At 68.0% G+C, this 25,107-nt stretch carries 21 protein-coding genes; 9 read left to right on the forward strand and 12 right to left on the reverse strand.

All coding sequences use genetic code 11. The annotated features are described in order from the left end of the window. Window positions 1-59 precede the first annotated feature (59 nt). From ACLBYA_RS27800 to ACLBYA_RS27810, 3 genes are all read right to left on the reverse strand, one after another. Entirely contained in the window at window positions 60-3,329 is a 3,270-nt protein-coding gene (locus tag ACLBYA_RS27800) for a heterodisulfide reductase-related iron-sulfur binding cluster (protein WP_447712750.1), read from the reverse strand. 194 nt (window positions 3,330-3,523) lie between these two features. Next, window positions 3,524-5,977: an isoniazid response ATPase/transcriptional regulator IniR gene (gene iniR / locus ACLBYA_RS27805; protein WP_447712701.1), complete on the reverse strand. Its 2,454-nt coding sequence runs from the start codon at window positions 5,975-5,977 to the stop codon at window positions 3,524-3,526. Window positions 5,978-5,984: 7 nt separating this feature from the next. Continuing rightward, on the reverse strand, window positions 5,985-7,775 hold the full coding sequence (locus tag ACLBYA_RS27810) for an Hsp70 family protein (protein ID WP_447712702.1): 1,791 nt from the start codon (window positions 7,773-7,775) through the stop codon (window positions 5,985-5,987). Between the two features lie 210 nt (window positions 7,776-7,985). Here ACLBYA_RS27810 and ACLBYA_RS27815 point away from each other — a divergent pair, with 210 nt between their 5' ends. The 4 genes from ACLBYA_RS27815 to ACLBYA_RS27830 all read left to right on the forward strand — a co-directional run bounded on the left by ACLBYA_RS27815 (window position 7,986) and on the right by ACLBYA_RS27830 (window position 13,153). After that, window positions 7,986-8,495: an Rv0340 family IniB-related protein gene (locus ACLBYA_RS27815; protein WP_447712703.1), complete on the forward strand. Its 510-nt coding sequence runs from the start codon at window positions 7,986-7,988 to the stop codon at window positions 8,493-8,495. 245 nt (window positions 8,496-8,740) lie between these two features. Continuing rightward, entirely contained in the window at window positions 8,741-9,706 is a 966-nt protein-coding gene (locus tag ACLBYA_RS27820; RefSeq protein ID WP_447712704.1) for an IniB N-terminal domain-containing protein, read from the forward strand. A gap of 89 nt (window positions 9,707-9,795) precedes the next feature. Next, window positions 9,796-11,622, forward strand: coding sequence for a dynamin family protein (locus ACLBYA_RS27825; RefSeq protein WP_447712705.1), 1,827 nt, complete (start codon window positions 9,796-9,798; stop codon window positions 11,620-11,622). A 22-nt stretch (window positions 11,623-11,644) separates the two neighbouring features. After that, entirely contained in the window at window positions 11,645-13,153 is a 1,509-nt protein-coding gene (locus tag ACLBYA_RS27830; RefSeq protein ID WP_447712706.1) for a dynamin family protein, read from the forward strand. Here ACLBYA_RS27830 and ACLBYA_RS27835 read toward each other — a convergent pair. The 9 genes from ACLBYA_RS27835 to ACLBYA_RS27875 all read right to left on the reverse strand — a co-directional run bounded on the left by ACLBYA_RS27835 (window position 13,150) and on the right by ACLBYA_RS27875 (window position 20,052). Further along, window positions 13,150-13,551 (reverse strand): hypothetical protein, encoded by a 402-nt coding sequence (locus ACLBYA_RS27835; RefSeq protein ID WP_447712707.1) that lies wholly within the window; start codon window positions 13,549-13,551, stop codon window positions 13,150-13,152. The two genes, ACLBYA_RS27830 and ACLBYA_RS27835, sit on opposite strands and share 4 nt — an antisense overlap. 22 nt (window positions 13,552-13,573) lie before the next feature. Next, window positions 13,574-14,512: an LLM class F420-dependent oxidoreductase gene (locus ACLBYA_RS27840; RefSeq protein WP_447712708.1), complete on the reverse strand. Its 939-nt coding sequence runs from the start codon at window positions 14,510-14,512 to the stop codon at window positions 13,574-13,576. Window positions 14,513-14,522: 10 nt separating this feature from the next. Further along, entirely contained in the window at window positions 14,523-15,140 is a 618-nt protein-coding gene (locus tag ACLBYA_RS27845) for a DUF6461 domain-containing protein (protein WP_447712709.1), read from the reverse strand. A 3-nt stretch (window positions 15,141-15,143) separates the two neighbouring features. Then, window positions 15,144-15,767: a TIGR03085 family metal-binding protein gene (locus tag ACLBYA_RS27850; RefSeq protein ID WP_447712710.1), complete on the reverse strand. Its 624-nt coding sequence runs from the start codon at window positions 15,765-15,767 to the stop codon at window positions 15,144-15,146. Next, a complete protein-coding gene (locus ACLBYA_RS27855; RefSeq protein WP_447712711.1) occupies window positions 15,767-16,330 on the reverse strand; it encodes a hypothetical protein in 564 nt (187 codons plus the stop codon). Before ACLBYA_RS27855 ends, ACLBYA_RS27850 begins: the two co-directional genes overlap by 1 nt. Window positions 16,331-16,358: 28 nt before the next feature. Further along, window positions 16,359-16,943, reverse strand: coding sequence for a TetR/AcrR family transcriptional regulator (locus tag ACLBYA_RS27860; protein ID WP_447712712.1), 585 nt, complete (start codon window positions 16,941-16,943; stop codon window positions 16,359-16,361). Further along, window positions 16,936-17,772 carry an oxidoreductase gene (locus ACLBYA_RS27865; RefSeq protein ID WP_447712713.1) on the reverse strand — a complete coding sequence of 279 codons (837 nt, stop codon included), beginning with the start codon at window positions 17,770-17,772 and terminating at the stop codon, window positions 16,936-16,938. The genes ACLBYA_RS27860 and ACLBYA_RS27865 overlap by 8 nt, the downstream gene beginning before the upstream one ends. 98 nt (window positions 17,773-17,870) lie before the next feature. Further along, the gene (locus ACLBYA_RS27870; RefSeq protein ID WP_447712714.1) at window positions 17,871-19,190 is read right to left on the reverse strand and encodes a DUF445 family protein; all 1,320 of its coding nucleotides are present in this window, start codon (window positions 19,188-19,190) and stop codon (window positions 17,871-17,873) included. Continuing rightward, window positions 19,183-20,052, reverse strand: coding sequence for an Abi-alpha family protein (locus tag ACLBYA_RS27875; RefSeq protein ID WP_447712715.1), 870 nt, complete (start codon window positions 20,050-20,052; stop codon window positions 19,183-19,185). Before ACLBYA_RS27875 ends, ACLBYA_RS27870 begins: the two co-directional genes overlap by 8 nt. Before the next feature lie 197 nt (window positions 20,053-20,249). Here ACLBYA_RS27875 and ACLBYA_RS27880 point away from each other — a divergent pair, with 197 nt between their 5' ends. From ACLBYA_RS27880 to grpE, 5 genes are all read left to right on the forward strand, one after another. Beyond that, complete coding sequence (locus ACLBYA_RS27880; RefSeq protein ID WP_447712716.1) at window positions 20,250-20,816, forward strand: DUF4232 domain-containing protein; 567 nt, start codon at window positions 20,250-20,252, stop codon at window positions 20,814-20,816. Between the two features lie 140 nt (window positions 20,817-20,956). Further along, window positions 20,957-21,625, forward strand: a complete 669-nt coding sequence (locus tag ACLBYA_RS27885) for a TetR/AcrR family transcriptional regulator (RefSeq protein ID WP_447712717.1) — start codon at window positions 20,957-20,959, stop codon at window positions 21,623-21,625. Next, window positions 21,625-22,482 (forward strand): alpha/beta fold hydrolase, encoded by an 858-nt coding sequence (locus ACLBYA_RS27890; RefSeq protein ID WP_447712718.1) that lies wholly within the window; start codon window positions 21,625-21,627, stop codon window positions 22,480-22,482. The genes ACLBYA_RS27885 and ACLBYA_RS27890 overlap by 1 nt, the downstream gene beginning before the upstream one ends. 168 nt (window positions 22,483-22,650) lie before the next feature. Further along, a complete protein-coding gene (gene dnaK / locus ACLBYA_RS27895; RefSeq protein ID WP_447712719.1) occupies window positions 22,651-24,510 on the forward strand; it encodes a molecular chaperone DnaK in 1,860 nt (619 codons plus the stop codon). Then, window positions 24,507-25,094, forward strand: a complete 588-nt coding sequence (grpE, locus tag ACLBYA_RS27900; protein ID WP_447712720.1) for a nucleotide exchange factor GrpE — start codon at window positions 24,507-24,509, stop codon at window positions 25,092-25,094. The genes dnaK and grpE overlap by 4 nt, the downstream gene beginning before the upstream one ends. The last annotated feature ends 13 nt before the right edge of the window (window positions 25,095-25,107 follow it).

A 25,107-nucleotide genomic window follows, 5' to 3' on the forward strand; every position in this document is an offset into this window, starting at 1 on the left:
GATTTGTGGAGTTGTACCCGTAATGATTACGGGTACAACTCCACAAATCGCGGAGAGGGTTAGCGCTTGCCGGGGCGCCGCGCTCCCTTGGCGATGCCCAGCCCGACGACCGGTGCCTCGTCACCGACGACACGATCGTCACCGTTGGACGACGGCTTCGGGGCCTCGGTTGCGGCTTCCTCGGCGGGCTCGGTTTCCGGCTCGACAGCGGCTTCCGGCTCAACAGCTTCCGGCTCGGCTTCGGGTTCGGCGGGTGCGGCCGGCGCGGGAGCTGCCGCCTTCGGCGCGGCCTTGCGGGCGCCGGGACGGCGTGCCCCGGCGGCGATCCCGAGTCCGACGACCGGCGGTTCCGGCTTGGCCGCTTCCAGGCCCATATCGGAATCCGCGGTCTCTTCCTTGGCGCCGGCCTGCGCTTGATCCGGATCGACGTTGGGCGGCTGGGTGACCGTCGGTTCATCCTCGTTGGGAGCGGCCTTCGGCGCCGCAGCCTTCTTGGCCCCGGGACGGCGTGCGCCGGAGGCGATACCCAGACCCACCACGGGTGGTTCGGCCTTGGCGGGCTCGGCTTCGGCGGCCGGTGCTGCCTCAGCTGCCCGAGCCGCAGGCGCGGCTGCCGGAGCGGCCTTCTTGGCGCCGGGACGCTTGGCGCCGGCGGCCATGCCCAGTCCCTTGACCGGAGCGGCCTCGGCGGCCGGTGCAGCCTCAGCCGGAGCAGCGGCCGCAGCGGGCGCGGCCTTCTTGGCTCCCGGACGCTTCGCGCCGGTGGCCATGCCGAGTCCCTTGACCGGAGCTGCGGGAGTCTCGGCAGCCGGAGCGGCCTCTGCCGCAGGAGCGGCGGCCTTCTTGGCGCCGGGACGCTTGGCGCCACCGGCCATGCCCAGACCCTTGACCGGGGCTGCAGCAGGTGCTGCCTCGGCTGCCGGTGCGGCGGCCTTCTTGGCGCCCGGACGCTTCGCAGCGCCAGCCATCCCGAGACCGGTGACCGGCTTGGCCTCGGAGGCCGCGGCGGGAGCGTCGTCCTCTGCTTCTTCGACTTCCTCGACCGCCGGGGCGGCGGCTGCAGCCGCGGCTTCCGCCTCGGCCTCGGCTTCGGCACGCTTCTCGGCCAGCTCCGCGGACCACTTTGCGGCAGTGCCCTTTTCGGGCAGCGTGTAGACGCTGGTCTCCAGCGAGGCGAGCAGCAGCTGCGCCACGTCGAGCACCTCGGCCTTCTGCCGATCCGAGTCGGCGGTGACCTCGTCCACACCGTCGGTGATCATCACGCGGCAGAACGGGCAGCCGGTCGCGATCGCCGAGGCACCGGTGTCCAGGGCCTCCTCGGTGCGCTCCTGGTTGACGCGCTTGCCGATGTGCTCTTCCATCCACATCCGGGCACCGCCGGCGCCGCAGCACAGGCCGCGGTCGGCGTGGCGGGGCATCTCGGTGAGCTTCGCGCCGGCGGCGCCGACCAGCTCACGCGGAGCCTCGTACTCCTTGTTGTGGCGACCCAGGAAGCACGGGTCGTGGTAGGTGACCTCCTGGCCGACCGGGTTGATCGGGATCAGCCGCTTGTCCCGGACCAGCCGGTTGAGCAGCTGGGTGTGGTGCACGACCTGGTAGTCGGATCCCAGCTGGGGGTACTCGCGGTTGATCGTGTTGTAGCAGTGCGGGCAGGTCACCACGACCTTGCGCTGCGACGTCTCGACACCATCGAACAGCTCGTTGATGGTCTCGATGTTCTGCGCGGCCAGCTGCTGGAACAGGAACTCGTTGCCGGCGCGGCGGGCGGAATCGCCGGTGCAGGTCTCGCCGGTGCCGAGCACCAGGAACTTCACACCCGCGGTAGCCAGCAGTTCGGCGACGGCCTTGGTGGTCTTCTTGGCGCGGTCCTCGTACGCGCCGGCACAGCCGACCCAGAACAGGTACTCGAAGCCGTCGAAGGACTCCACGTCCTGGCCGTAGACCGGGACATCGAAGTCGACCTCGTCGATCCAGTTGGTGCGGTCCTTGGCGTTCTGGCCCCAGGGGTTGCCCTTGTTCTCCAGGTTCTTGAACAGCACGCCCAGCTCACCGGGGAACTCGGATTCGACCATCACCTGGTAGCGGCGCATGTCGACGATGTGGTCGATGTGCTCGATGTCCACCGGGCACTGCTCGACGCAGGCGCCGCAGTTGGTGCAGGACCACAACACGTCGGGGTCGATGACGCCGCCCTGTTCGGCGGTGCCGACCAGCGGGCGCAGTGCCTGCTCGGGGCCGTGGCCCTCGATGCGGGCGAAGCCGTCCTCGGGCACGCCGTGTCCGTGCAGGCTGTCGCCCAGCTCGGCGAAGTCGACCGAACCCTCCTCGGGCATCGGCTTGCCCTCGATCAGGTAGGGCGCCTTCGCGAACATGTGGTCGCGGAGGTTCATGATGACGAGCTTGGGGGACAGCGGCTTACCGGTGTTCCAGGCCGGGCACTGCGACTGGCAGCGGCCGCACTCGGTACAGGTGGTGAAGTCGAGGTAGCCCTTCCAGGTGAAGTCCTCGATCTTGCCGCGACCGAACACCGCGTCCTCGGCGGGATCGTCGAAATCGATCGGCTCGCCCTTGTGCTCCATCGGCAGCAGCGGTCCCAGGCCGTTCGGCAGTCGCTTGAAGGTGACGTTGATCGGAGCCAGACCGATGTGCAGGTGCTTGGAGTGCAGCACGATCAGCAGGAACACCAGCATGACGCCGATGTGGCCCAGCAGCGCGATGGTCTCGATCCACATGTTCGCGGTCGCACCGAGCGGGGCGAGCAGCCAGGCCATGCCGTCGGACAGGAATGCGCCGGACTGGTACGGGAAGGCCTCGCCGAGCACGTTGACCGCGGCACCGCGGAACACCACGTAGGTGGCGATGACCAGGAAGATCATGAACAGGATCTCCCAGGCGCCACCGGTGTGGGAGCCGTAGAACCGGGAGTCGCGGCCGACCTTCTTGGGTTCGCGGGCCACCCGGATGATCGCGAAGGTCACGATGCCCAGCAGCACCATGAGGGCGAAAAAGTCCTGCAGGAAGCCCAGCACCGCCCAGCGGCCGACGAACGGGATGTGGAACTCGGGGTCGAACAGCACACCGAAGGCCTCGACGTACACCGAGCCGAGGACGAAGAAGCCCCACATGGTGAAGAAGTGCGCGATACCGGGGATCGACCACTTCAGCAGCTTCGACTGGGCGAAGACTTCCTTGTTCTGGTTCAGGAAGCGCGTGACGATGTCGTCCTTGCGGCCGCGCTCGTCGCCGAGTTTCTGGCCGGAGTTGATCAACTTGGTCAGCCACAGCACACGCTTGGCGGCGAAGTACAAGACGACGGCGGTCGCCAGCATGGCGATGACCAACCTGGCCACTTCGAGCGTGTGTTGCACCGCGTGCCTCCCGAGATGTAGTTACTGATCGGTAACTTAAGGCTGGTTACTGATGAGTAACTTAGGCTATTTGCCTGCTCATAGTTACATCACGATTCCGGGCACCGCTAGCAAGGCTGACCTAACTAGTCGGTTGGTTACCCGATTGAACCGATTCAGGCAGGGGTGCCGAGAAGGGCTCGCAGCATCGACAACATCTCCGATCGGGACTCCGCGCCGAGGCGCCGACGGATGCGGGCAACGTGATGTTCGACGGTCTTGGCCGAGATGAACAATTGGCTGCCGATGTCGCGATAGGGCATGCCGAGCAGGAGGAGTTCGGCGACTTCGCGCTCGCGTTCCGACAGCCGTGAGGACGCCGGCCGCGACGACTCGGGGGGTGGCGCGGCACGCACCGCAACCGCGCCGCGCACCTCGGTATCGGTGGTGTGTGCAACATCACCGTCGTCGGCGATGGTGACCTTGAGGTCGCGGGCCAGTTGCAGCATCACCCCGGAGACCCGTGGATCCGGGGTCTGCAGCGCCGCTTGGCCGGCCAACCGGGTCGCATCCCAGGTCAGTCCGAACTGTGCCAGACCGCGCGCCGCCACCGTCACCTCATCGGCGTCCACCTGATTGGCCAGCACCCGCAGCCAGCCGCGCCCGGCGGCGGCCAGCGCGCGGGCGTACGGGCTGTGTGCGGCCGCCGCGGTCAGCGCATGCCCGTGTGGTGCGACCGCATCCGGCGCGTTGGCCAGGATGCCCGCGTGCACCCCGGACCAGTGCAGTGGCACCGCCCAGAGCACCGGCCGACCCAACCGATCCAGCAGGGCCGCCGCCGCGTCGAGGTGGTGCTGGATGCGGTCGACCTGCCGTAGCCGGGCGGCCGCGACCCACAGCTCGCCCAGCGGCAGCAGCGAGAACAGATCCACCGAGTACTCCGCCAACACCTCCATGGCGGCATACCAGTGCTGCTGGGTCGCACCGCTGTCCCCACCGCGGCGAGCGATCGCGGTACGCAACGTCGCCGCCCACAGCGCGTCCCGGCGGTGCAATGCCGCGCCGTCGACCGCCGCGAGCTCGGCCGCGGCGCCGGCGAGCTGTCCGTCGAGCATCCGGGACCACCCCAGCAGCAGCCGGTGCCGGTGCGAGGTGAACACCTCGCCGTCGGCGCGGGCCGCCCGCCCGATGATGCTGCGCGCCCGCACCGCGTCGCCCCCGTGCAACGCTGCCAGGGTGACCAGCGCCGGAGGGCTGTCCGGGATGACCGCACCGATCGGCCGGTCGGCATTGATTGCCTGACTCAGTTTCGCGATCGCGGTGGGAAACGGTTCGTCGAGCGTGCTGAGCAGTCCGACGGCCAGACTGCGGGCCGCCCGCGCGGTCGAGGTCGGCGGCCCGGAGTCCGGGACATCCAGTGCGGCCCGCGCGGCTGCGGCATCACCGGCGGCCACCGCGACGACGGTCGCGGCCGATCCGATCAACGCGTCCGGGTAGGGGCCGAGCCAGCCGAACAGATCCGCGGCCTGGGCCGCAGCACCGTCATGCATGGCGATGCTTGCCGCAATGCGCACCGCCGCGGCGCGCTGCACCGGGTCGGTGGAGCCGAGCAGGTCATCGGCCAGCCCGGCGGCGGCCGCGCAGTCCCCGGTGAGGGCCAGCGCGTCGGCCAGTTCGGTGCTCGGCTCGGTCGAACCGGCGTCGGCGGCGGCGCGGTAGAGCCGGGCCGCCTGCACCGGACGGTCGGCGTGCTGGGTGGCCAGAGCGGTCAGCGCCTCGGCCAGGCCGGGATCGCGCAGACCGTGTTCGGCCAGGTTGACCGCAAGCTCGGCGGACAGCGTCGTCATCTCGAGTTGTGAACGCAGCAGCGACATCTCGATGTCGTGGTGGTGGGCGGTGCCGACCACTTCGGCTGCGGCGCGGTGCACGGTGCGGGCGAAGGCGCGGTGCCGGCCCGGTTCCAGCAACCCGGTGGCGTGGGCGCGGTCGATCAACACCTGCGCCCGGTCCGGGTCGACCCGCAAGGCTGCGGCGACGTCATCGGGTCCCAGGCCGGGGCCCAGCGAACCGAGCAGCAGCGTGTCGAGGATCGGTTGGTCCAGCCGCCGCAGCCGCTCGATGAGGGCGAACCGGGCCGAGTCGGTGGGCGGGCGGGCGGGAGCGGCGACTGCGGCCGCCACCAGGAACGCCACGCCGCCGGTCGCCGTCGATACAGCCTGCACAAAATCCGGTGTGGCCAAGGACTTCTCGGCGACGAACCGGTGGATCTCAGCACCCGTCCACGGGTCGAGATGTACCGCGGGGGACTCGCGGGTGAGCGCCGCGGTCAGGGCGCGCAACCCGTCGTGGTGGGCGAGCGGTTCGGCGGCCACCACCACCGTCCGGTCCGTGGCGGCGGCGTGGTCGGCCAGCCGGGTCAGTTCGTCATCGTCGAGCAGGTGGGCGTCGTCGATGACCAGGGCCGCACCATCCGGATCGCCGGAACGTGGCGACCGGCTCAACACCGGCACACCGGCATCGCGCAGTGCCCCACGCACCGAGCCCAGCAGGGTTGTCTTACCGCTTCCCATTCCGCCGGTGACCAGCACCCGGACCGGAACGGTCGGGGCCTGCAGCAGCGCCGGGATCACGGCCGAACTAGGCCGAACCGTCGCCGGGATCAACCGGATCCGGCACCACCGGCTCGACGGGCTCCGGCTCGGGTTCCGGCTGTGGAGGCACCGTCGTGGTGACGACCGGCTGGGTTGTCGTCACCGGCTGGGTGGTGGTCGGTTGAGTGGTCGTCGTCGGGGGAGTGGTCGTGGTGGTGGTTGTCGTGGTCGTCGTCGTTGTGGTCGTCGTGGTGGTGGTCGTGGTCGACGAGGTGGTCGACGGCGTCGTGGTCGTCGTGGTGCTGCTCGACGGGGGCGGTGGAGGCGGCGGGATCTCCGAGGTCGTGATGACGCCGTTCTCACCCGTGACGGTCACCGTCTCGGTGGTCCGCACCGGCTCGGTGGAGAAACTGGTCGCGGTCTCGGTGACCGGCCCGCTGGGGCTGCTGGTCCCGGTCAGGGTGATGGCGAGCCCGCCGATCGCCACCAGGGCGGCCGCGGCGGCCGCACCGAACAGCAGCGGCGGACGCTTGTACCAGGGCAGTGGCGCGGGCTCGGCCGGGCCATCGTCCTCACCGGTGGCGAATTCCAGTTGCGGGCGTGCCTCGGTAGGGCTTGGCGTGTAACCGGTTTGGTAATCCGGACCCTGATAGGGGACCGGCTCGCCGGTCGGGGCGTCCTCGTCCTGGGACCAGGCCAGGCCGCCCGACGGACCCTCCTCGGCGGGCGGCGCACCGGCCCAGCCCATGGTCGGCGCCATCCCGGTGGGGGCGGAATCCGGCGTCGCCACCGGCGCGAGCCCGGTCGCCGCGCCCGCCTCGGAGGCGACATCGGCGACCAGCGCCGCACCCACCGCGGCACCGGTGGCCGCCTGTGGGGCGGTGAGCACCGGGGCCTGCAGCCGCTCCGAAAGTCGCTGGGTGACAAGCGGAATGGCTGCGCCGCCACCGACCGTCGCGACCGCGGCGAGATCGCTGCGGTCGATGTTGTTGTGCTGCAACAACTCATCGATCGCACCGAGCAGTCCGGCCAGCGGGGTCTCCATCAGCTGATCGAGTTCGGCCCGGGTGACCCGGACATCGGAACTGAACCCGGGCAGCTCGGCGGGCACCGCTGTCGCAGTATCGGCCGACAGCCTTTCCTTGGCGCGTCGGCATTCGTCTCGCAACCGGCCCAGTGATCCGACGGCGGCGGTCCCGGCCGGGTCGGCGTCACCGGCCGCGGTGATACCGCTGATGACATGGTTGAGCAGCGCCTGGTCGATATGGTCACCGGAGAAATCGGGGTAGCGCAGGGTCGTGCCGATCGGGGCGAGCTGGGCCCCGGCATCGGCCAGCGTGATGCTGGTGCCGCTGCCGCCGAGGTCGACGAGGGCGATCACCCCGGCCGCGGGCAGACCGCCGGCCGCGCGCAGACCCGCCAGCGCCGCCACCGAATCGGGCACCACCGCCGCGCCCGACAGGCCCGGCTTGTTGCGCAGCGCCGCCTGCAGGGCCGCAACCACATTGCCCGTCCAGTGCGCGGGCACCGCGATGGTGATCGGATTACCGCCGCCGACGGTGTGCGCCATGGCGTCCAACGCCTCGGCGAGCACCTGGTCACCGCGGTGCGAGGAGCCGTCGGAGGCCACCAGCGGAACCGGGTCGCCGACACGATCGACGAACCCGCCCAGCACCAGGCCGGGCCGGTCGAGGTTCGGGTTCTCGCTGGGGACGCCGACCTCGGGTGCCCGGTCGTTGAACACGGTCAGCACCGACCGGCGGACGACCGGCGCCCGCCCGTCGCGGGCGGCCACCAGATTGGTCGTCCCGACGGACAACCCCAGCGAGTCGCTCATCGATTGAGCCCCTCTCCTCATGAGTCAGCCCACACCTTATCGGCTGGGATACCGCCGCCGCGGGAATCCCCCTAACGTGTCGGAACCCCTAATGGGTCATCCCCTAACGGGTGTTGCCGACAGGTGGGTTCAACACCGATCTCGATGGACACTTCCGTCGATAACATCGGTGCACGAGCTTCAGGTGTAACGGAACAGGGACGGGGACTCATGAGCAATTCACTGCTCGACTTCGTGATGGCGTTGGTGCGTGATCCCGACGTCGCGGCGCAGTACGCCGCCGATCCTGCGCAGGCGATCGCTGCCGCCGGGTTGGTCGGTGTCAGCAGCGCCGACGTCGACCAGTTGATCCCGGTGGTGTCCGAGTCTGTCGCGGCGGTGGGTTCTGCGGCCTCGTCGGGTCCCGTCGCCGATGCCAACGTCTGGGCCAGTGGCGCGGCCACCGCCGCCTTCGATGCCTTCGGAATCGACGACTCGGTACCGGTCTCGGTCGCTGACCTGCATGATCTGGATATTCCGGCGATCGTCGACACCGCGCCCGAGGTCGTCACCCAGGTCGGTGGCATCGACGATGTGTTCGCACCGCAGGATCAACTGGTCAGTCCAGTGATCGACGAGGTGCCGATCGTCGACCCGGTCTTCGAGGCCGATGTCCCGGTCTGGGCCGCGCCGGACGCGCCGGTCGACCCCGCGCATCCGGACCTCGACCTGTTCGACTGATCTCCGACCGCGACGCCCGCCCACAGACATGTGGGCGGGCGTTTTTCATGTGCCGTCGGCTACCCCGACACCAGCCCCTAATCCCCTAATGGGGGCATCCCCCTAGGCCCCGTACGGGGTTGGTTCAGGAGGGGATTCTGCCCCGTTTCCGCCATGCCGGTGGGCCCATAACGTTGTCTCCAGATCGCCGGACAGCCAGCGACACGAACTCCAGACAGATTCAGACCACGACGAAAGGCACTGACATGACCACCATCATCGACTACATCCTCGACCTGTTCCGCAGCCCCGACCTGGCCGGCGCATTTGTCGCCAACCCCGAGCAGGCCATGCGCGATGCCGGTCTGCCCAACGTCACTGCCGCCCAGCTGCAGGCCGTCGCCGCCACCGCGGCCCCGGCCGGCGTGGCCCTCGGCGGCGGCGACCCGGTGCTCGGCCTGCAGCGTGCGGTCGCCGATCATCACAGCATCGCCAACTCGTTCGCCCCGATGTACGCCCCGCAGCGGACCTTCGCCCCCGAAACCGATATCGCCAGCCACAACCGGACCAACGCTGAGTTCCTCAGCCCCGACCAGAGCTCGGGCGCCAACTCCCAGGTCGGCGGGTTCAACCTGGGCTTCGGTGACATCACCTTCGGCAACAAGACCTCCAACACCGCCACCGACGGCGGCGTCGTGGTCGACGGTGACAACGCCGGCACCATCACCACCGGCAACGGCAACGTGGTGGGCGACGAGAACGTCGTCGGCGAGGACATCGTGGTGGGCGACGAGAACGTCGTCGGCGAGGACATCGTGGTCGGTGACGACAACACCAAGGTCGACGTCGAGACCGGAAACCACTCGCCCGTCATCATCGGCGACGACAACGATGTCGAGGACAACTCGCAGATCGCCGGCGACGACATCATCTCCGACAACAAGGGCCCGGTGCTCAACGATGTCGACACCAGCGGCGGCAACGGCGGCGGCTCGGTGGCCGGCGGCGGCCTGCTCGGCGGTGGCAACTCCGACGGTGGGGCCGGCGGCAACGGCGGCGGCATCGTCATCGTCGACAACTCCGGTGTCATCGACAACAGCGCCGACGACACCCTGGTCGACAACTCCCTGAACGTCGACACCGACATCGATAATTCAGTGGACAACTCCGTCGAGCTCAACAACGAGATCGACACCACCATCGAGACCAACGTCGACGCCGGGCTGTTCTGACAAGACCGGACACCGAGAACTGGCGGGGACCGCTTCCTGGTCCCCGCCAGTTCGCACGCCTACGGTTTGATGGTCAGGAGAGGACACCGATGAAGACGAACGCGCAGACCCACTCTGACCCGCGCAAGGTCAAGGTGATCGTCGAACTCATCGACCACACCACCAAGATCGCCGAGCTCTACGACCGCAACGACCTGATCGAGCGGCTGCGGGTGGCCAAGGCCAAGATCACCGACCCGCAGGTGCGGGTCGTGATCGCCGGTCAGCTCAAACAGGGCAAGAGCCAGCTGCTGAACTCGCTGCTGAACCTGCCGGTCGCCCGCGTCGGCGATGACGAGAGCACCGTGCTGGCCACCGTCGTCTCGCACGCCGAGGAACCCACCGCCCGTCTGGTGGTGATGGGCGCCGAAGGTCTGGAGTACGTGCCGATCGTGATGACCGACCTCAAACAGGATCTGCGCCGCTGGCCGGCCGCCGAGGGCCGCGAGGTGCTGCGGGTCGAGGTCGGCGCGCCCAGCCCGATGCTCAAGAACGGACTGGCCTTCATCGACACCCCCGGCGTCGGCGGGCACGGACAACCGCACCTGTCGGCGACGCTGGGTCTGCTGCCCGACGCCGATGCGGTCCTGATGGTCAGTGACACCAGCCAGGAGTTCACCGAACCCGAGCTGACCTTCATCCGTCAGGCCGTCGAGATCTGCCCGGTCGCGGCGGTCGTCGCCACCAAGACCGACCTGTACCCGCACTGGCGCGACATCGTCGCCGTCGACACCGCGCACCTGCAGCGTGCCCAGATAGACGTGCCGGTCATCCCGTCGAGCTCGGTGCTGCGCGGACATGCGATCTCGCTCAACGACAAGGAACTCAACGAGGAGTCGAACTTCCCGGCCATCATCAAGTTCCTCTCCGAGCGGGTGATGTCGCGTGAGAACGACCGGATCCGTGACCATGTGGTCAGCGAAATCCGCGCCGCCGCAGAACATCTGCGGCTGTCGATCGACACCGAACTGGCCGCACTGGATGATCCGGATACCCGGGAGAAGCTGACCGCGGAGCTGGAACGCCGCAAGGCCGAGGCGCAGGATGCGCTGCAGCAGACCGCGCTGTGGCAGCAGACGCTGAACGACGGTATCGCGGACCTGACTGCCGATATCGACCACGACCTGCGAAACCGCTTCCGGCACATCACCGCTCACACCGAGAAGGTCATCGACGGCTGCGACCCCACCCACCACTGGGCCGAGATCGGGGCCGAGCTCGAGGATGCCGTCGCCACCGCCGTCGGGGACAACTTCGTCTGGGCTTACCAGCGTGCCGACGCCTTGGCCGCCGAGGTCGCCCGGCTGTTCATGGAGGCCGGTCTGGACGCCGTCGAACTGCCCCAGGTAAGCGCCCGCGACATGGGGGCCGGGTTCGGTGAGTTCAAATCGTTGGCGCGGTTGGAGGCCAAACCGATCAAGGCCGGTCACAAGGTCGTCACCGGTATGCGTGGTTCCTACGGCGGCATCCTGATGTTCGGCATGCTCACCAGCTTCGCCGGGCTGGGCATGTTCAACCCGCTGTCGCTGGGCGCGGGATTCCTGTTGGGCCGCAAGGCCTATAAGGAAGACATGGAGAACCGCATGCTGCGGGTGCGCAACGAGGCCAAGACCAACATGCGCCGCTTCGTCGACGACGTCTCGTTCGTGGTGAACAAGGAATCCCGGGACCGGCTGCGGGCCATCCAGCGCCAGCTGCGCGATCACTACCGCAGCATCGCCGACCAGACCAGCCGCTCGCTCAACGAGTCATTGCAGGCCGCGCTCGCCGCGGCGAAGCTGGAGCAGGCCGAGCGTGACACCCGGATCAAGGATTTGCAGCGGCAGACGAACATCCTGCGACAGGTCATCGAGAACACCGACAAATTGGTTGCCTGAAGCTGATTAAGCTGGCCAGGTCATGAGTACCAGCGAACATGTGCGCGCCATCCTCGGCGGCACCATCCGGGCCTACCAGGCGGATCCGGCCTACCGGAACCGGCCCGAGGTGCACGCCGAGCTGGCCCGCATCGGCGACCGGCTCAACGAGCCGATGCGCATCGCGCTGGCCGGCACCCTCAAGGCCGGTAAGTCCACACTGGTCAACGCGCTGGTGGGCGAGGACATCGCCCCGACCGACGCCACCGAGGCCACGCGCATCGTCACCGCCTTCCGGCACGGACCGACACCGAAGGTGACGGCCAACCATCGCGACGGCCGTCGGTCCAATGTGCCGATCGCCCGGACCGCCGGCGAGCAGCAACGCAGCCTGACATTCAGTTTCGCCGGCCTGAACCCCGACGATATCGACGACCTGGACGTGCAGTGGCCGGCCGCCGAGCTGATCGACGCCACCATCATCGACACCCCGGGCACCTCCTCGTTGTCGCGCGATGTCTCCGAACGCACCCTGCGACTCCTGGTCCCCGAGGACGGTGTGCCACGTGTCGACGCCGTGGTGTTCCTGCTGCGCACCCTCAATGCCGCCGATATCGCGCTGCTCAAACAGATCGGCGAGCTGGTCGGCGGGGAGGCCGGTGCATCCGGCGCGCTGGGGGTGATCGGGGTGGCGTCGCGCGCCGACGAGATCGGGGCAGGCCGGCTCGACGCCATGCTGTCGGCCCGCGATGTGGCCACCCGGTTCACCGCCGAGATGGACAAGACCGGGATCTGCCAGGCCGTGGTGCCGGTGTCGGGGCTGCTCGCCCTGACTGCGCGCACCCTGCGGCAGAGCGAGTTCGTCGCGCTGGAGAAGCTCGCCGGTGCTGAACCCGCGGAACTGACCAAGGCGATGCTGAGTGTGGACCGGTTCGTCCGCGAGGACGACACCCTGCCCGTGGACGCCGCGACCCGTGCCGCGCTGCTGGAGCGGTTCGGCATGTTCGGACTGCGGATCTCGATCGCGGTGCTGCGCGCCGGGATCGGCGACTCGGTGGCACTGGCCGACGAACTGCTGGAACGCAGCGGTCTGATCGCACTGCGCGATGTCATCGACCAGCAGTTCGCGCAACGCTCGGATCTGCTCAAGGCGCACACCGCGCTGCTGGCGCTGCGCCGAATCGTCGTGGTGAACCCGATCTACGCGGCACGACAGATCCAGGCCGACATCGACCCACTGCTGGCCGACACCCACGCCTTCGAAGAACTCCGGCTGCTGAGCCAGTTACGTTCGCGGCCAACCACATTGACCGAGGAAGAGATGGCCTCGCTGCGTCGAATGATCGGTGCCGCCGGCACGGATGCGGCCAGCAGGCTGGGGCTCGGCCCACTCGCCCCCGATGACGGGCCGCGTGCCGCGTTCGCTGCCACCCAACGTTGGCGCCGGCGTGCCGAGCACCCGCTCAACGACCCGTTCACTGCGCGCGCCTGCCGGGCGGCGGTCCGCAGCGCCGAGGCCCTGGTCGCCGAGTTCCACGCTCTCGGCCGCTAGCGCGTCGGGTAGTTCGGGTACAGCGTCCGGGTCTCGTTCTGCCGATGCCGGCGGGTGGTGGTGGTTTCTTCTTCGTCGTCCTCATCGCGTTCCCGGGAGCGCGGGGTCCGCCGTGTGGTCGTGGTCTCCGAGGACGACGTGATTGACGGGGCCAGGATGTCGCTGGTCTCCGGCGGCACGTAGCTGCTGGTGGTGGAGGTCGATCCGGTGGTGGTCGAGGTGGCGCTGGATTCGTCGGCGAAGGTCGGTGTCACATATTCCGGCGGCGGGACAGGCTCGTTGACCTGACGGACCACAAAAAGGGACAGCCAGACCACCAATCCGATGGCGACCAACCCGGCCACACTCGCGGCGAGAAGGGTGGGCGTTCGCTCATGCCATTTGGGATCGCCCGTCACGGCCACCGATCGTAGCGGGCACTCAGTCCAGCTGCCGGATCACCTCGGAGGCGAAGAACGCCAGGTGGTCCAGATCGGACATGTCCAGTACCTGCAGGTAGGCCCGCTGCACCCCGGCCCGGGTGAACGCGCCGAGCTTGTCGACGATCTCCGAGGGGGTGCCGGCCACCGGCGAGTTCCCGCGCATCTCGTCGAGCTCCCGGCCGATCGCGGCGGCGCGGCGGGTCAGCTCCGGCTCGTCGGCACCGGCGCACAGCACAAACGCCGCCGAATAGGTAAGCGACTCCGGGGCCCGGCCCGCGGCGGCCACCGCCGCGGCCACCCGGTCGTACTGGGCGGTCAGGTCCTCCAGCGAGGCGAACGGGATGTTGAACTCGGCGGCGAACTGTGCGGTGAGTGCCGGGGTCCGCTTGGGCCCGAATCCACCGATGATGATCGGGACCGGCTGCTGTGTCGGCTTGGGCAGCGCGGGGGAGTCCTTGACCGTGTAGTGGGTGCCGGTGAAATCGTAGGTCTGTCCGACCGGGGTGTCCCACAGGCCGGTGAGGATCTGCAGCTGCTCGGTCAGTCGTTCGAACCGTTCGCCCAGCGGCGGGAACGGGATGGCATACGCCTGATGCTCGGCCTCGAACCAACCGGCCCCGATCCCGAGTTCGACGCGGCCGCCGCTCATCTCGTCGACCTGGGCGACGGCGATGGCCAACGGACCGGGGTGGCGGAAGGTGGCCGAGGTCACCATGGTGCCCAGCCGGATGGTGGTGGTTTCACGGGCGATACCGGCCAGCGTGACCCAGGAATCGGTGGGGCCGGGCAGCCCGTCGCCGGCCATCGCCAGGTAGTGGTCGGACCGGAAGAACGCGGAATACCCCAGCTCCTCGGCGGCACGGGCGACGGCGAGCTGGTCGGCGTAGCTCGCGCCCTGCTGCGGTTCGACGAATACCCGGAAATCGATGCTGGACATGGGTTCCACCCTAGCTTGGCGGCATCGGCACGATCGCGACGGAGAACTCGGACCGCTCGAACATCTCGGGTGTACAGGTGACCCCGGTGATGCACTCGGCGAGCGCGAAACCGGCGGCGCTCAGATCGAGCGAGGAGACGTCGTCGACATCGAGCGGGATGCCGACGGCCGCGATATCGGGCAGCAGTGCATCGGGCTGGGTACCGAAACGCTCCGTCGGGAACAGCAGATCCAGATCGGTCAGCAGCTCACCGCCGCGCCACCAGTTGAATCGTGATACCCCGTTGACATTGCGGAAGTGCGACACGATGGTGCGGCCCGCCGAGGCCGATTCGATGAGTTCCGTTGTGACACCCATGTATCCGTTCACCTCGGCGATCAGCGACCAGCCGTTGCCGGCATCGGTCACGCCGATCATCGCCGCGTTCGGATTATGGCTGGTGCCCCAGTGGTCGAGGCTGCGCTCGATCAGATCGTCGATCCCGGACACCCGCGCCACGGCGGCGCCGTCGAGCATGTCGAGCACCTGGGCCGGGTTGGCGTCACCGACGAGGGTGACACAGTGCGCCATGGCCCATTCGGGCCGAAACTCCCGCCACCACGAGTAGTCGTCGATGGTCGCGGACATCGGCTACAGGCCGCGGTGGCTGGCCGTCACCGCGGCGACTGCCTCGGCGGTGCCGTCGAATTCCACCCGGGCGGGTTCGCGGCCGACGGCGAACAACAGCAGTTCACCCGGATCGCCCGTGACGGTCACCGGGGCGCCCTTGCCCGCGGTGGCCAGGACGGTGCCGTCCGGTGTGCGCAGCGAGACCGTAGCCGGCGCCTTCGACAGCGTCATCCGCGCGAACTGGCGAACCTGCTTGGCCAGCGACGTCGTCGTCTCCTCATCGAGAACCCTTGGTTCCCAGCTGGTTCCGGCACGCCGGACATCTTCGTGGTGGATGAACATCTCGGCGACGTTGACGAACGGGTCGAGCACCTTGAACGGTGAATAGATCGGCGGTCCGTCGGCCACCTGGCCGAGCAATTCGGGCCAATCGGTGGAGGCGGTGACCTGCTCCTGCACGCGGGCGGTGTAACCGGCCAGTTTGGGTACCAGAATCCCGGGCGCGGCATCCAAGCGTCGTTCGCGGACCACCAGGTGTGCGGCCAGATCCCTTGTGGTCCAACCCTCGCACAGTGTCGGCGCATCGGGGCCGCTGGCGCGCATGGTCTCCACCAGTGCGGCGCGTTCGCGTCGGGCAACACTCATCAGTACGTCTCCACACCCTCGATCCGGACGAACATGCCGTGCCCGGTGCCGTCATTGGTGAACCGGGTGCCGTCCTCGCCCGCGACGATGGTCCAGCCGACCGCGGTGTAGGTGCGGTAATCCAGGGTGACGGTCGGGATATCGCCGAGATTGCCTGTCAGCCAGGTGACTTCACCGCCTGCGGTGACGTTGACACCGTTGGCTGGGAAGCCGTCGACCTCCGGGGAGTTCCGGAACTCGGCCTCACAGCCGACCGCCTTTTCGGAGAGTTGGCAGCGGGTCTGACCGGATTTGGTCTCGACGTAGACGTACCCGTTGCGCGGGGCCAGGTTCTCACCGCCCGGCGGCACGGTGGTCGGCGGTGGCGCGGGTGCCGGGGTGATCGGCTCGCGGGTGATGGTGGTGCGGTCCGGACGGGAGGTGGGGAAGTCCGGTTCGGTGCCGGTGGGGCCGGTGCCGACGGGATTGCCGTCGGTGCGCTCGGAGCACGCGCCGAGCAGTAGCGCCAGCGCGACACCACCGGTGCCGATGCATGCCGCTGTCCGTTTCGCCCCACCCGTCACAATTTTCAGGCTACCGTCGAGTCGGCGGTTAGGCGGGTATCAGCGCCCGCACGGCGGTTTCGGCCAATCGGCGCGCGTGTGATTCGGTCAGTGGATAGTGACCGGTGATCCGGCGAAAGATCAGCGGCCCGAACAAGATGTCGATCACGTCATCGATCGCCAGCTCGGCGCGCACATCGCCGCGGTCCAGTCCGCGTTGCCACAGTGTCGTGATGGCGGCCCGGCGGCCGTCCAGGAAATAGTGCCGGAAGTAGGCCGCGCCGTCGGGGTCCTCGACGCAGGCGGCGAGCAGCTGGGCGAACACGGTGCCGCGTGTGCTGGCGTAGAAGGCGGAGACCCGCACCACCTGCTCGACGAGATCGCCGACCGTGTCGCCGGAGTCGGGCAGCGGGAGCGCCTGGGCCATCATCTCGCCGAAGGCCTCGGCCGCCACCGCGGTGCGTGACGGCCAGTGCTTGTAGATGGTGGCCTTGCTGGCGCCCGAGCGCGCGGCGACCGCATCCACGGTGGCCGCCGGCAGCCCGCCCTCGTCGAGCAGTTCGGCGGTGGCGGCCAGGATGGCGGCGTGGATGCGGTCGCTGCGTGCCCCGGTGGGGCGGGTGAAATCAGGCATCAAAGTCGGTGGACTCGGCCAGCTCTCGCCACAGCGCCAGTTCGTTCTGCACCTGCGCGATCTTGGTCTCCACGACGTGCACCGTGTCGCGGCCCAGCGGCAGCCGCAGCGGTGCCCGGCCCGATTCGACGACGGCGATGATGGCCGCGGCTCCCTTGACCGGGTCGCCGGGCTGGTCGTGGTTGCGGTCGGCCGCGGTGATCCGCATCTGCCCGGCCGGGCCGTCGTCGTAGTCGACGATCCGCTGATCCTGGATCTGCAGGCTCGACGAGTCCAGGAAATCGGTGCGGAAATAACCGGGTTCGACGATCATCGCGTGCACCCCGAGCGGTGCCAGTTCATGGTGCAGTGCCTCGGTGAGGCCCTCGACGGCGAACTTGGTGGAGGCGTAGACACCCCAGCCCGGGGAGCCGGCGAATCCGCCGACCGAGGAGATGTTGACGATGGTGCCTGCGCGTTGGGCGCGCAGCACCGGGGTGACCGCCCGGGTGACCGCCAGCAGGCCGAAGACGTTGGCGTCGTAGACGGCGCGCACCTCGGCGTCGGTGGCCTCCTCGACGGCGCCGAGCAGGCCGCGCCCGGCGTTGTTGACCAGCACGTCGATCCGGCCGAAGCGGTCGACCGCGGCGGTGACGGCCGCCGTGGCCTGGGCTTGGTCGGTGACGTCCAATGAGACTGCCAGCAGATTGTCGCCGGCGTCGGGCAGGGCGGCGGTGACGGTGGCGGCGTCGCGTGCGGTGGCGACGACCTGATGGCCGCGGGACAGTGCGCCGCGGGCGATCTCGAGGCCGAATCCGCGGGACGCACCGGTGATGAACCAAACGCTCATGATGTGTGACCAGCCTTTTGACTCTTAACTGAACTGTACGATCAGTTTAGTTTAATGGGACGGCTGGTTCAACGGGTCGGGTCGGCAGGTTATTCCGGCTATTGATGCAGGGCGAGGCGGACGACTTCGGGCAGTGCGTTGACGGCCTCGGGTTCGCGGCCGAAATGCTCGATCATCACCACCTGGAGCTCGCCGACGACGCCACCGAGAATGGCGCCGACCGCGATCATGGTGGGTTCGTCATCCTTGAACACCGGCCGCAGGATGGACTCGTACTCCTCGTTGGTGAGCTGGCCCATCTTGTCGATGATGGTGTTCTCCAGATCGAGGGTTTTCATGGCGTAGTCCTGAGCCTCGACCAGTGTCGTCGGCAGCCGCTCCAAGACGATCTGGACCAGGTTGTCCTTCAGTGCGTTGTAGCGCTGGGTGCCGACCGCCAACTTGACCAGGGGCGTGGCCACGCCGGTCTGGGAGTCGATCGCAGCGCTGACCTCCTTGCCGACCAGGCTGAACAGTTTGTCGGCACCCGGTCCGCGCAACACCCCGTCGAACAGGATCTCGGGGGAGAACAGATCGTCGGCCAGGATGCGCGCGTAATCGCGGGTGACCTTGTCGCGCTGCGCGTGCAGCAGCCCCTGGAACGGGATGAAGCCCAGGTACTTCTTCGGCTCGATGGGCCGGAACAACATGTTCAGCGCGATGTAGTCGCTGATGAAACCGACACCGAAACCGAAGGCCGGCATGATCCACGGGTTCTGGAACAGCGCCCAGGCGAACATCTGCACCACGCCGATGACCAGCCCGAAGTAGATACCGCTGCGTCGGACGAACGCCATCGCGTCGTCGCCCATGCCGCGCATCAACTTGTTGAGCTTGTCCTTGTTGCGCACGAGCGTGGTCACGGCCAGGAACTGGACGTCGACGAACCGGGGCAGATCGGCTCGCATCTCGTTGAGCAACGACTCGACGACGCGGGGTGTCTCGTCCTGGATGCGCTTCTGGATGGCGCGGCGGGCCTGGTCGGGCAGGGCGTCCCACAGGCCGGGTCGGATCTGCTCGGCGATCTCACGGGAGACCTCGTCGATGGCCTCGGTCAGGGGTTCGCGGAGTGCCTCGACCGCCTCCCGGGCATCGACCCGTTCGAGCAGCTCCTCGGGTTTGAGCAGATTCTGGGTCAGCAGTTCGATGGTCTTGGAGCCCACCTTGCCTGCCCGGCGCGGCACGATCCCCTGCCAGCCGAACGGGCCGATGCCCTTGAATTCCATTGGCCGATAGAGCATCTCGACCGCGACGATCTTGGTGCTCCAGCCGACGAACGCAGCGATGAACGGCATGGACAGGTAGATGAACCAGTTGACCTCGAAATCGGCCGCGATCTCATGCCAGGACTGGATCGCGAGAATCGTCTCACTAGTCATTGGCGACGGCAGCCGCCCACAGGCCCTTGCCGAGCGCTGACAAACTCAGGGACAACTTCTCGGTCCGCGCGAGCAGCGGACCCTTGGAGGCACCCTTGACCGCCTTCAGCACCATCGGTTCGGCCATCAGCACCTCGTAGTCGGATTTCCTGGACGAGTCCTCCGGACCGGTCTCGACCAGACCAAGGGATAGCAGATGATCGACGTACTGCGGGACCATTTGCGGAAGTGCGACGTTTGCGGTGCGCCCGATGAGGCACGCATTTTGCAGCACGACCTGATTGCGGGACCGGCTGTAGACGTTGACCAGTGGAGAGGACGCGCCGTCGGACAGCGCGCCGATGATGCGTGCCTCGTCGGCCACCAGCTGGTCCAGCAGCCGGTGGTAGAGCTCCTGCTGGCTGCCCGCGGTGCTCTGGTCCAGCGCCCGGTCCAGCAGCCGGCCCAGCTTGGTGTGCAGCGAGTCGTGGGCCGAGGATTCGGATTGGGCGGGCTGCAGTGGCCGTGGGTTGGCGTCGATGGACTCCAGCCGGTTCTTGACGTAGGTCGCCACCTGTTCCTCGCCCCAGGTGGCCAGCTTCAGGCCGGTCTTGGCGGCGTCGACGGCACGGTCGGTGAGGCCCAGCGGGTCGAACCATTTCGGCACGACGGGCCGCTGTTTGGGGGTGCGGATGGCGATCGCGATATCTCCGAGCGGCGTGGCGATACGGAACCCCCGCCGCTGAAAACCGTTGCGCTTCACCGGGGCCTTGTCCGTCACGGTGCCCTCGACATGTTCGGGCTCCGGGGTCTCGATCGGCTCGGCCGGTTCGACGACGACACTGTCGTCGGCGGGGTCGGGATCGGAGATTTGCTGTGTCACGGTTGGCGCGACCCCCTGTTACATGATGAGTGGACGGCTCTGCGATCGACCCTGATCCTTTGCCGTGGCTTACGGCACGTTACCTATTGCGCTGCACTTATCGGACATCGGATCGCACCGTCGGCCTTGGGAGTCACCTTAGGAGCCGAACGGCGAAATTGGGATCGGTAGTCGACCCGAGGCCTTTTCCTACTTGCATGAAGATTCTCGTGTCGTCGCTGCCGGTGCTGGCCGCAGCATTGCTCGCCGGATGCTCCGGCGACGGGGAGGCGCCTGCTGACTCGACGCCGGCGGCCTCGGCTCCGGTGCCGACCACGACCGTCGTCGCCTCCCCGCCGGTGACGGTGACCGTCACCGCTCCGCCGGTTGTCGATACGACTCCGGTCCCGTGCACCGACGTCGACCTGGTGGTGTCGAACAAACCGTTGGAGTCGCAGGGCTCGGAGTACCGGCTGGTGCTGCTGTTCGAGAACGTCACCGCCAAGACGTGCACGCTGCAGGGCTATCCGGGCGCCGACATCGTCAACGAGACCGGGCCCGCGGTACACGTCGAGCGCCGCGAGCAGATCGCGGCGCCGCTGCTGACCCTGCAGCCCGGTGAGAACGCCGTCGCCGACCTGCAGTCCAGTGACACCCATCCCGAGACCGAGGGGCCGTGCCCGCGTTGGGGCGAGGTCACCGTGATCGCGCCGAACACCGTCCAGGAGCGCCATCTCGGTGTCGGGATGCCGTTGTGCAAGGCGCTGATCAGCTCGGTGACCTGAGCCCCCTATTTTGTTGGCGAAACTCGCGTACCCGGGGTTCGCGCGGCGGCCGTCGGAACCCCGGGTACGCGAGTTTCGCCGCATCTGAGTAGAGTCGTAGTGACCAAAGTTGCATATTCGGTCACTACGAAAGGTGGGCCATGCCCCGGCCATGCATCCCGGACCGGCGGGAGCGCATCCTGGCGGCGGCTCGCGGCCTCGCGCTCGACAAGGGGTGGTCGAGTACCACCATCGCCGATATCGCGACCGCGGCGGGCATTGGCAAAGGTGCTGTCTACCTTGAGTTTTCGGACAAGTCGGCGATCCTGGACGCGACGCTGATCCGCAGCATGGGAGTGCTCACCGCCGACGTGCATCGCCGCGTTCTGGAAGCCGCCGATGTCGTCGACCTGCCCACGGCCTACCGGTTCGGCGTCGAGGCGCTGCTGACGGAGCCGCTGATGCGCGCGCTCTACCTCGGTGACGAGGCGATCCTCGGGAGCCATGTCCGCGGCGTGACCGACGACCGCTACCAGCGTCGGTTCGACTGGCTGGCCGAATACGTCGCCGCCCTACAGGGCAGCGGCGTCATCGACCCCGACGTGGCCCTCGATCCCTTGGTGCGCATGCTCGGCGTCTTCACCATCGGGCTGCTGAACGCGCCCGGTGGCACCGATGACCAACTCCGCGAGGCCGTCGGGCTGTTCGCTGATCTGCTCGGGCGCGGCCTGGCCACCGAAGCGCCGGTGGATGCCGAAGCCGCACGACGTGCGCAGGTGACCCTGCTCGACAAGCTGGCCGCCCAACTCCGTGCGCTGGAGGAGATCTGATGTCGCATATCGATCTGACCATCTGCGGCGGCCCCGTCCGGCTGTACCGGGCGGGCGAGTCCGGTCCGGAGCTACTGCTGTTGCACGGTGCCATGCTCGACACCGGTAAGGGGGTGTGGCACGACGTCATCCCGGAGCTGGCGCGCGACCATCGTGTGTACGTCATCGACATGCCCCGGCACGGCGGCAGCCGGCCGTGGACCGGATGGCTCGACGACACCTTCTATCGGCGTTTCGTCCTGGCGCTGCTCGACGAGCTCGGGCTGGACCGGGTCGGACTGGTCGGCCTGTCGATGGGCGGCGGCGTGGCGGTGGGCTTCGCCCTGGACCACCCCGACCGGGTGCGCAGCCTGGTGGCGATCGGCCCCGGCGGCATCGACGACCGGCGCCCCTACCAATTCCTCACCTGGGCGACCATGTGTACGCCGGGTGTCCTGCGCTTGTCCAGCCGGCTGCTGGCCCGGTTCCCCGGTGTGATTCGGTCCTCGCTGGCGGCCAATCTGACCGCGGGCGTCGACACCCCGGGCTTCGGCCGCATCATGGCGTCGGCCGTCGAGGAGGCGCGAGCCAAGGACACGCACGGCGAGCCAGCGCTCGACGATTGGCAGGTCGCCGCCTACGGGCCGCGGGCGATGCGGCTGAACCTGGCACCTGAGCTGCACCGGCTGGCGGTGCCGACACTGTGGATGCGGGGTGACCGTGATCCGTTGGTGGGGGAGGCCGCGCTCGAAGCGGCACATGCGCTGACGCCGGATTCGCGGCTGGTCACGATTGCCGACGCCGGCCATATCGTGCCGTATGACCAGCCCGCGGAGTTCGTCCGCGTGGTGCGGCAGTTTCTGGCCAGGGTGCGCTGACCTGCGTGCGCAGGGCCCGGGAACAAATCCGGACGGCACCCCGTTGAGCAGATTGACAACTTGAGTGAAACAGACTCAAGTCTGACTTGACAGGACAATCCTCTCAGGTGCAGGCTTGAGCGAGGTTCACTCAGATACCTATTCAAGCCAACTCAGGAGGCAACAACTATGGCTCGTGCGGTCGGTATCGACCTCGGGACCACCAACTCCGTCGTCGCAGTGCTGGAAGGTGGCGACCCCGTCGTCGTCGCCAACTCCGAGGGCTCCCGGACCACCCCGTCGGTCGTCGCGTTCGCGCGCAACGGCGAGGTGCTGGTCGGCCAGCCCGCCAAGAACCAGGCGGTCACCAACGTCGACCGCACCATCCGCTCGGTGAAGCGTCACATGGGCAAGGAATGGTCGGTCGCGATCGACGGCAAGGACTACACGCCGCAGGAAATCAGCGCCCGCATCCTGCAGAAGCTCAAGCGCGATGCCGAGGCCTACCTCGGTGAAGACATCACCGACGCCGTCATCACGGTGCCCGCGTACTTCAACGACGCCGAGCGCCAGGCCACCAAGGAAGCCGGCCAGATCGCCGGCCTGAACGTGCTGCGCATCGTCAACGAGCCGACCGCGGCCGCGCTGGCCTACGGCCTGGACAAGGGCAGCAAGGAGCAGACCATCCTGGTCTTCGACCTCGGTGGTGGCACGTTCGACGTGTCCCTGCTGGAGATCGGTGACGGTGTCGTCGAGGTGCGCGCCACCTCCGGTGACAACCACCTCGGTGGCGACGACTGGGACGACCGGATCGTCGAATGGCTGGTCGACAAGTTCAAGAGCACCAGCGGCATCGACCTGACCAAGGACAAGATGGCCATGCAGCGGCTGCGTGAAGCCGCCGAGAAGGCCAAGATCGAACTGAGCTCCGGACAGAGCACCTCGATCAACCTGCCCTACATCACCGTCGACGCCGACAAGAACCCGCTGTTCCTCGACGAGCAGCTGACCCGCGCCGAATTCCAGCGCATCACCCAGGATCTGCTCGACCGCACCCGTGCGCCGTTCCAGCAGGTCATCAAGGATGCCGGTATCTCGGTCGGCGAGATCGACCACGTCGTGCTCGTCGGCGGCTCCACCCGGATGCCCGCCGTCACCGACCTGGTCAAGGAACTGACCGGTGGCAAGGAGCCCAACAAGGGCGTCAACCCCGACGAGGTCGTCGCCGCGGGTGCCGCGCTGCAGGCCGGTGTGCTCAAGGGTGAGGTGAAAGACGTTCTGCTGCTTGACGTCACCCCGCTGTCGCTCGGTATCGAGACCAAGGGCGGCGTGATGACCAAGCTCATCGAGCGCAACACCACCATCCCGACCAAGCGGTCGGAGACCTTCACCACGGCCGATGACAATCAGCCGTCGGTGCAGATCCAGGTGTTCCAGGGTGAGCGCGAAATCGCTTCGCACAACAAGCTGCTCGGCTCCTTCGAGCTGACCGGCATCCCGCCGGCCCCGCGCGGCGTGCCGCAGATCGAGGTCACCTTCGACATCGACGCCAACGGCATCGTGCACGTCACCGCCAAGGACAAGGGCACCGGCAAGGAGAACACGATCAAGATCCAGGAGGGCTCCGGCCTGTCCAAGGACGAGATCGACCGGATGATCAAGGACGCCGAGGCGCACGCCGACGAGGATCGTCAGCGTCGCGAAGAGGCGGATGTCCGCAACCAGGCCGAGTCGTTGGTCTACCAGACGGAGAAGTTCGTCAAGGAACAGCGCGAGGCCGAGGGCGGCTCCAAGGTCCCCGAGGAGACCCTCGCCAAGGTCGACGGCGCCATCGCCGGGGCCAAGACGGCGTTGGCCGGCACCGATATCGCCGCCATCAAGACGGCTATGGAGACGCTGGGCACCGAGAGCCAGGCCCTGGGCCAGGCGATCTACGAGGCCACCCAGGCCGAGCAGGCCGCCGGTGGATCCGACGGTCAGTCCGGTGCGGCCGCCGACGACAACGTGGTGGACGCCGAGGTTGTCGAGGATGACCAGGAGCGCAAGTGAGCCAGGCCGATTCGCACGAAGAGCCGGTGACCATCACCGACAAACGGCGCATCGACCCGGAGACCGGCGAAGTTCGTGAGCAGGAGTCGGCTCCTCAGGAAACCCCTGAGGAGCCGGCCTCGGCCGATGACGCCAAGGTCGCCGAACTGACCGCCGATCTGCAGCGGGTTCAGGCCGAATTCGCCAACTACCGCAAGCGTGCGCTGCGCGACCAGCAGGTCGCCGCGGACCGGGCCAAGGTCGGCGTCATCACCCAGCTGCTGGGTGTTCTCGACGATCTCGATCGCGCCCGCAGCCACGGTGACCTGGAATCCGGGCCGCTCAAGGCGGTCGCCGAGAAGTTGGCGACCACCCTGGAGGGGCTGGGGCTCAGCTCCTTCGGCGCCGAGGGCGATCCCTTCGACCCATCGCTGCACGAGGCCGTCCAGCATGAGGGTGACGGATCGGCTCCGGTAGTGGGCACCGTGATGCGCCGCGGCTACAAGGTCGGCGACGTCGTGGTCCGCCACGCGATGGTCGGTGTGGTCGACACGGTCGAGAATGCCGACGCCGGCAGTGCACAACCCGCAGAATCAGAAGACTAGTCCGCTAGAGGAG

This window comes from Mycobacterium sp. C31M (assembly GCF_053345865.1).

Coding starts and splice junctions, on each gene's coding strand:
- ACLBYA_RS27800 (WP_447712750.1), bottom strand. CDS start 3,329: ATGCTGGCGACCGCCGTCGTCTTGTACTTCGCCGCCAAGCGTGTGCTG.
- ACLBYA_RS27810 (WP_447712702.1), bottom strand. CDS start 7,775: ATGAGCGACTCGCTGGGGTTGTCCGTCGGGACGACCAATCTGGTGGCC.
- ACLBYA_RS27815 (WP_447712703.1), top strand. CDS start 7,986: ATGAGCAATTCACTGCTCGACTTCGTGATGGCGTTGGTGCGTGATCCC.
- ACLBYA_RS27820 (WP_447712704.1), top strand. CDS start 8,741: ATGACCACCATCATCGACTACATCCTCGACCTGTTCCGCAGCCCCGAC.
- ACLBYA_RS27825 (WP_447712705.1), top strand. CDS start 9,796: ATGAAGACGAACGCGCAGACCCACTCTGACCCGCGCAAGGTCAAGGTG.
- ACLBYA_RS27830 (WP_447712706.1), top strand. CDS start 11,645: ATGAGTACCAGCGAACATGTGCGCGCCATCCTCGGCGGCACCATCCGG.
- ACLBYA_RS27840 (WP_447712708.1), bottom strand. CDS start 14,512: ATGTCCAGCATCGATTTCCGGGTATTCGTCGAACCGCAGCAGGGCGCG.
- ACLBYA_RS27845 (WP_447712709.1), bottom strand. CDS start 15,140: ATGTCCGCGACCATCGACGACTACTCGTGGTGGCGGGAGTTTCGGCCC.
- ACLBYA_RS27850 (WP_447712710.1), bottom strand. CDS start 15,767: ATGAGTGTTGCCCGACGCGAACGCGCCGCACTGGTGGAGACCATGCGC.
- ACLBYA_RS27860 (WP_447712712.1), bottom strand. CDS start 16,943: ATGCCTGATTTCACCCGCCCCACCGGGGCACGCAGCGACCGCATCCAC.
- ACLBYA_RS27865 (WP_447712713.1), bottom strand. CDS start 17,772: ATGAGCGTTTGGTTCATCACCGGTGCGTCCCGCGGATTCGGCCTCGAG.
- ACLBYA_RS27870 (WP_447712714.1), bottom strand. CDS start 19,190: ATGACTAGTGAGACGATTCTCGCGATCCAGTCCTGGCATGAGATCGCG.
- ACLBYA_RS27880 (WP_447712716.1), top strand. CDS start 20,250: ATGAAGATTCTCGTGTCGTCGCTGCCGGTGCTGGCCGCAGCATTGCTC.
- ACLBYA_RS27885 (WP_447712717.1), top strand. CDS start 20,957: ATGCCCCGGCCATGCATCCCGGACCGGCGGGAGCGCATCCTGGCGGCG.
- ACLBYA_RS27890 (WP_447712718.1), top strand. CDS start 21,625: ATGTCGCATATCGATCTGACCATCTGCGGCGGCCCCGTCCGGCTGTAC.
- dnaK (WP_447712719.1), top strand. CDS start 22,651: ATGGCTCGTGCGGTCGGTATCGACCTCGGGACCACCAACTCCGTCGTC.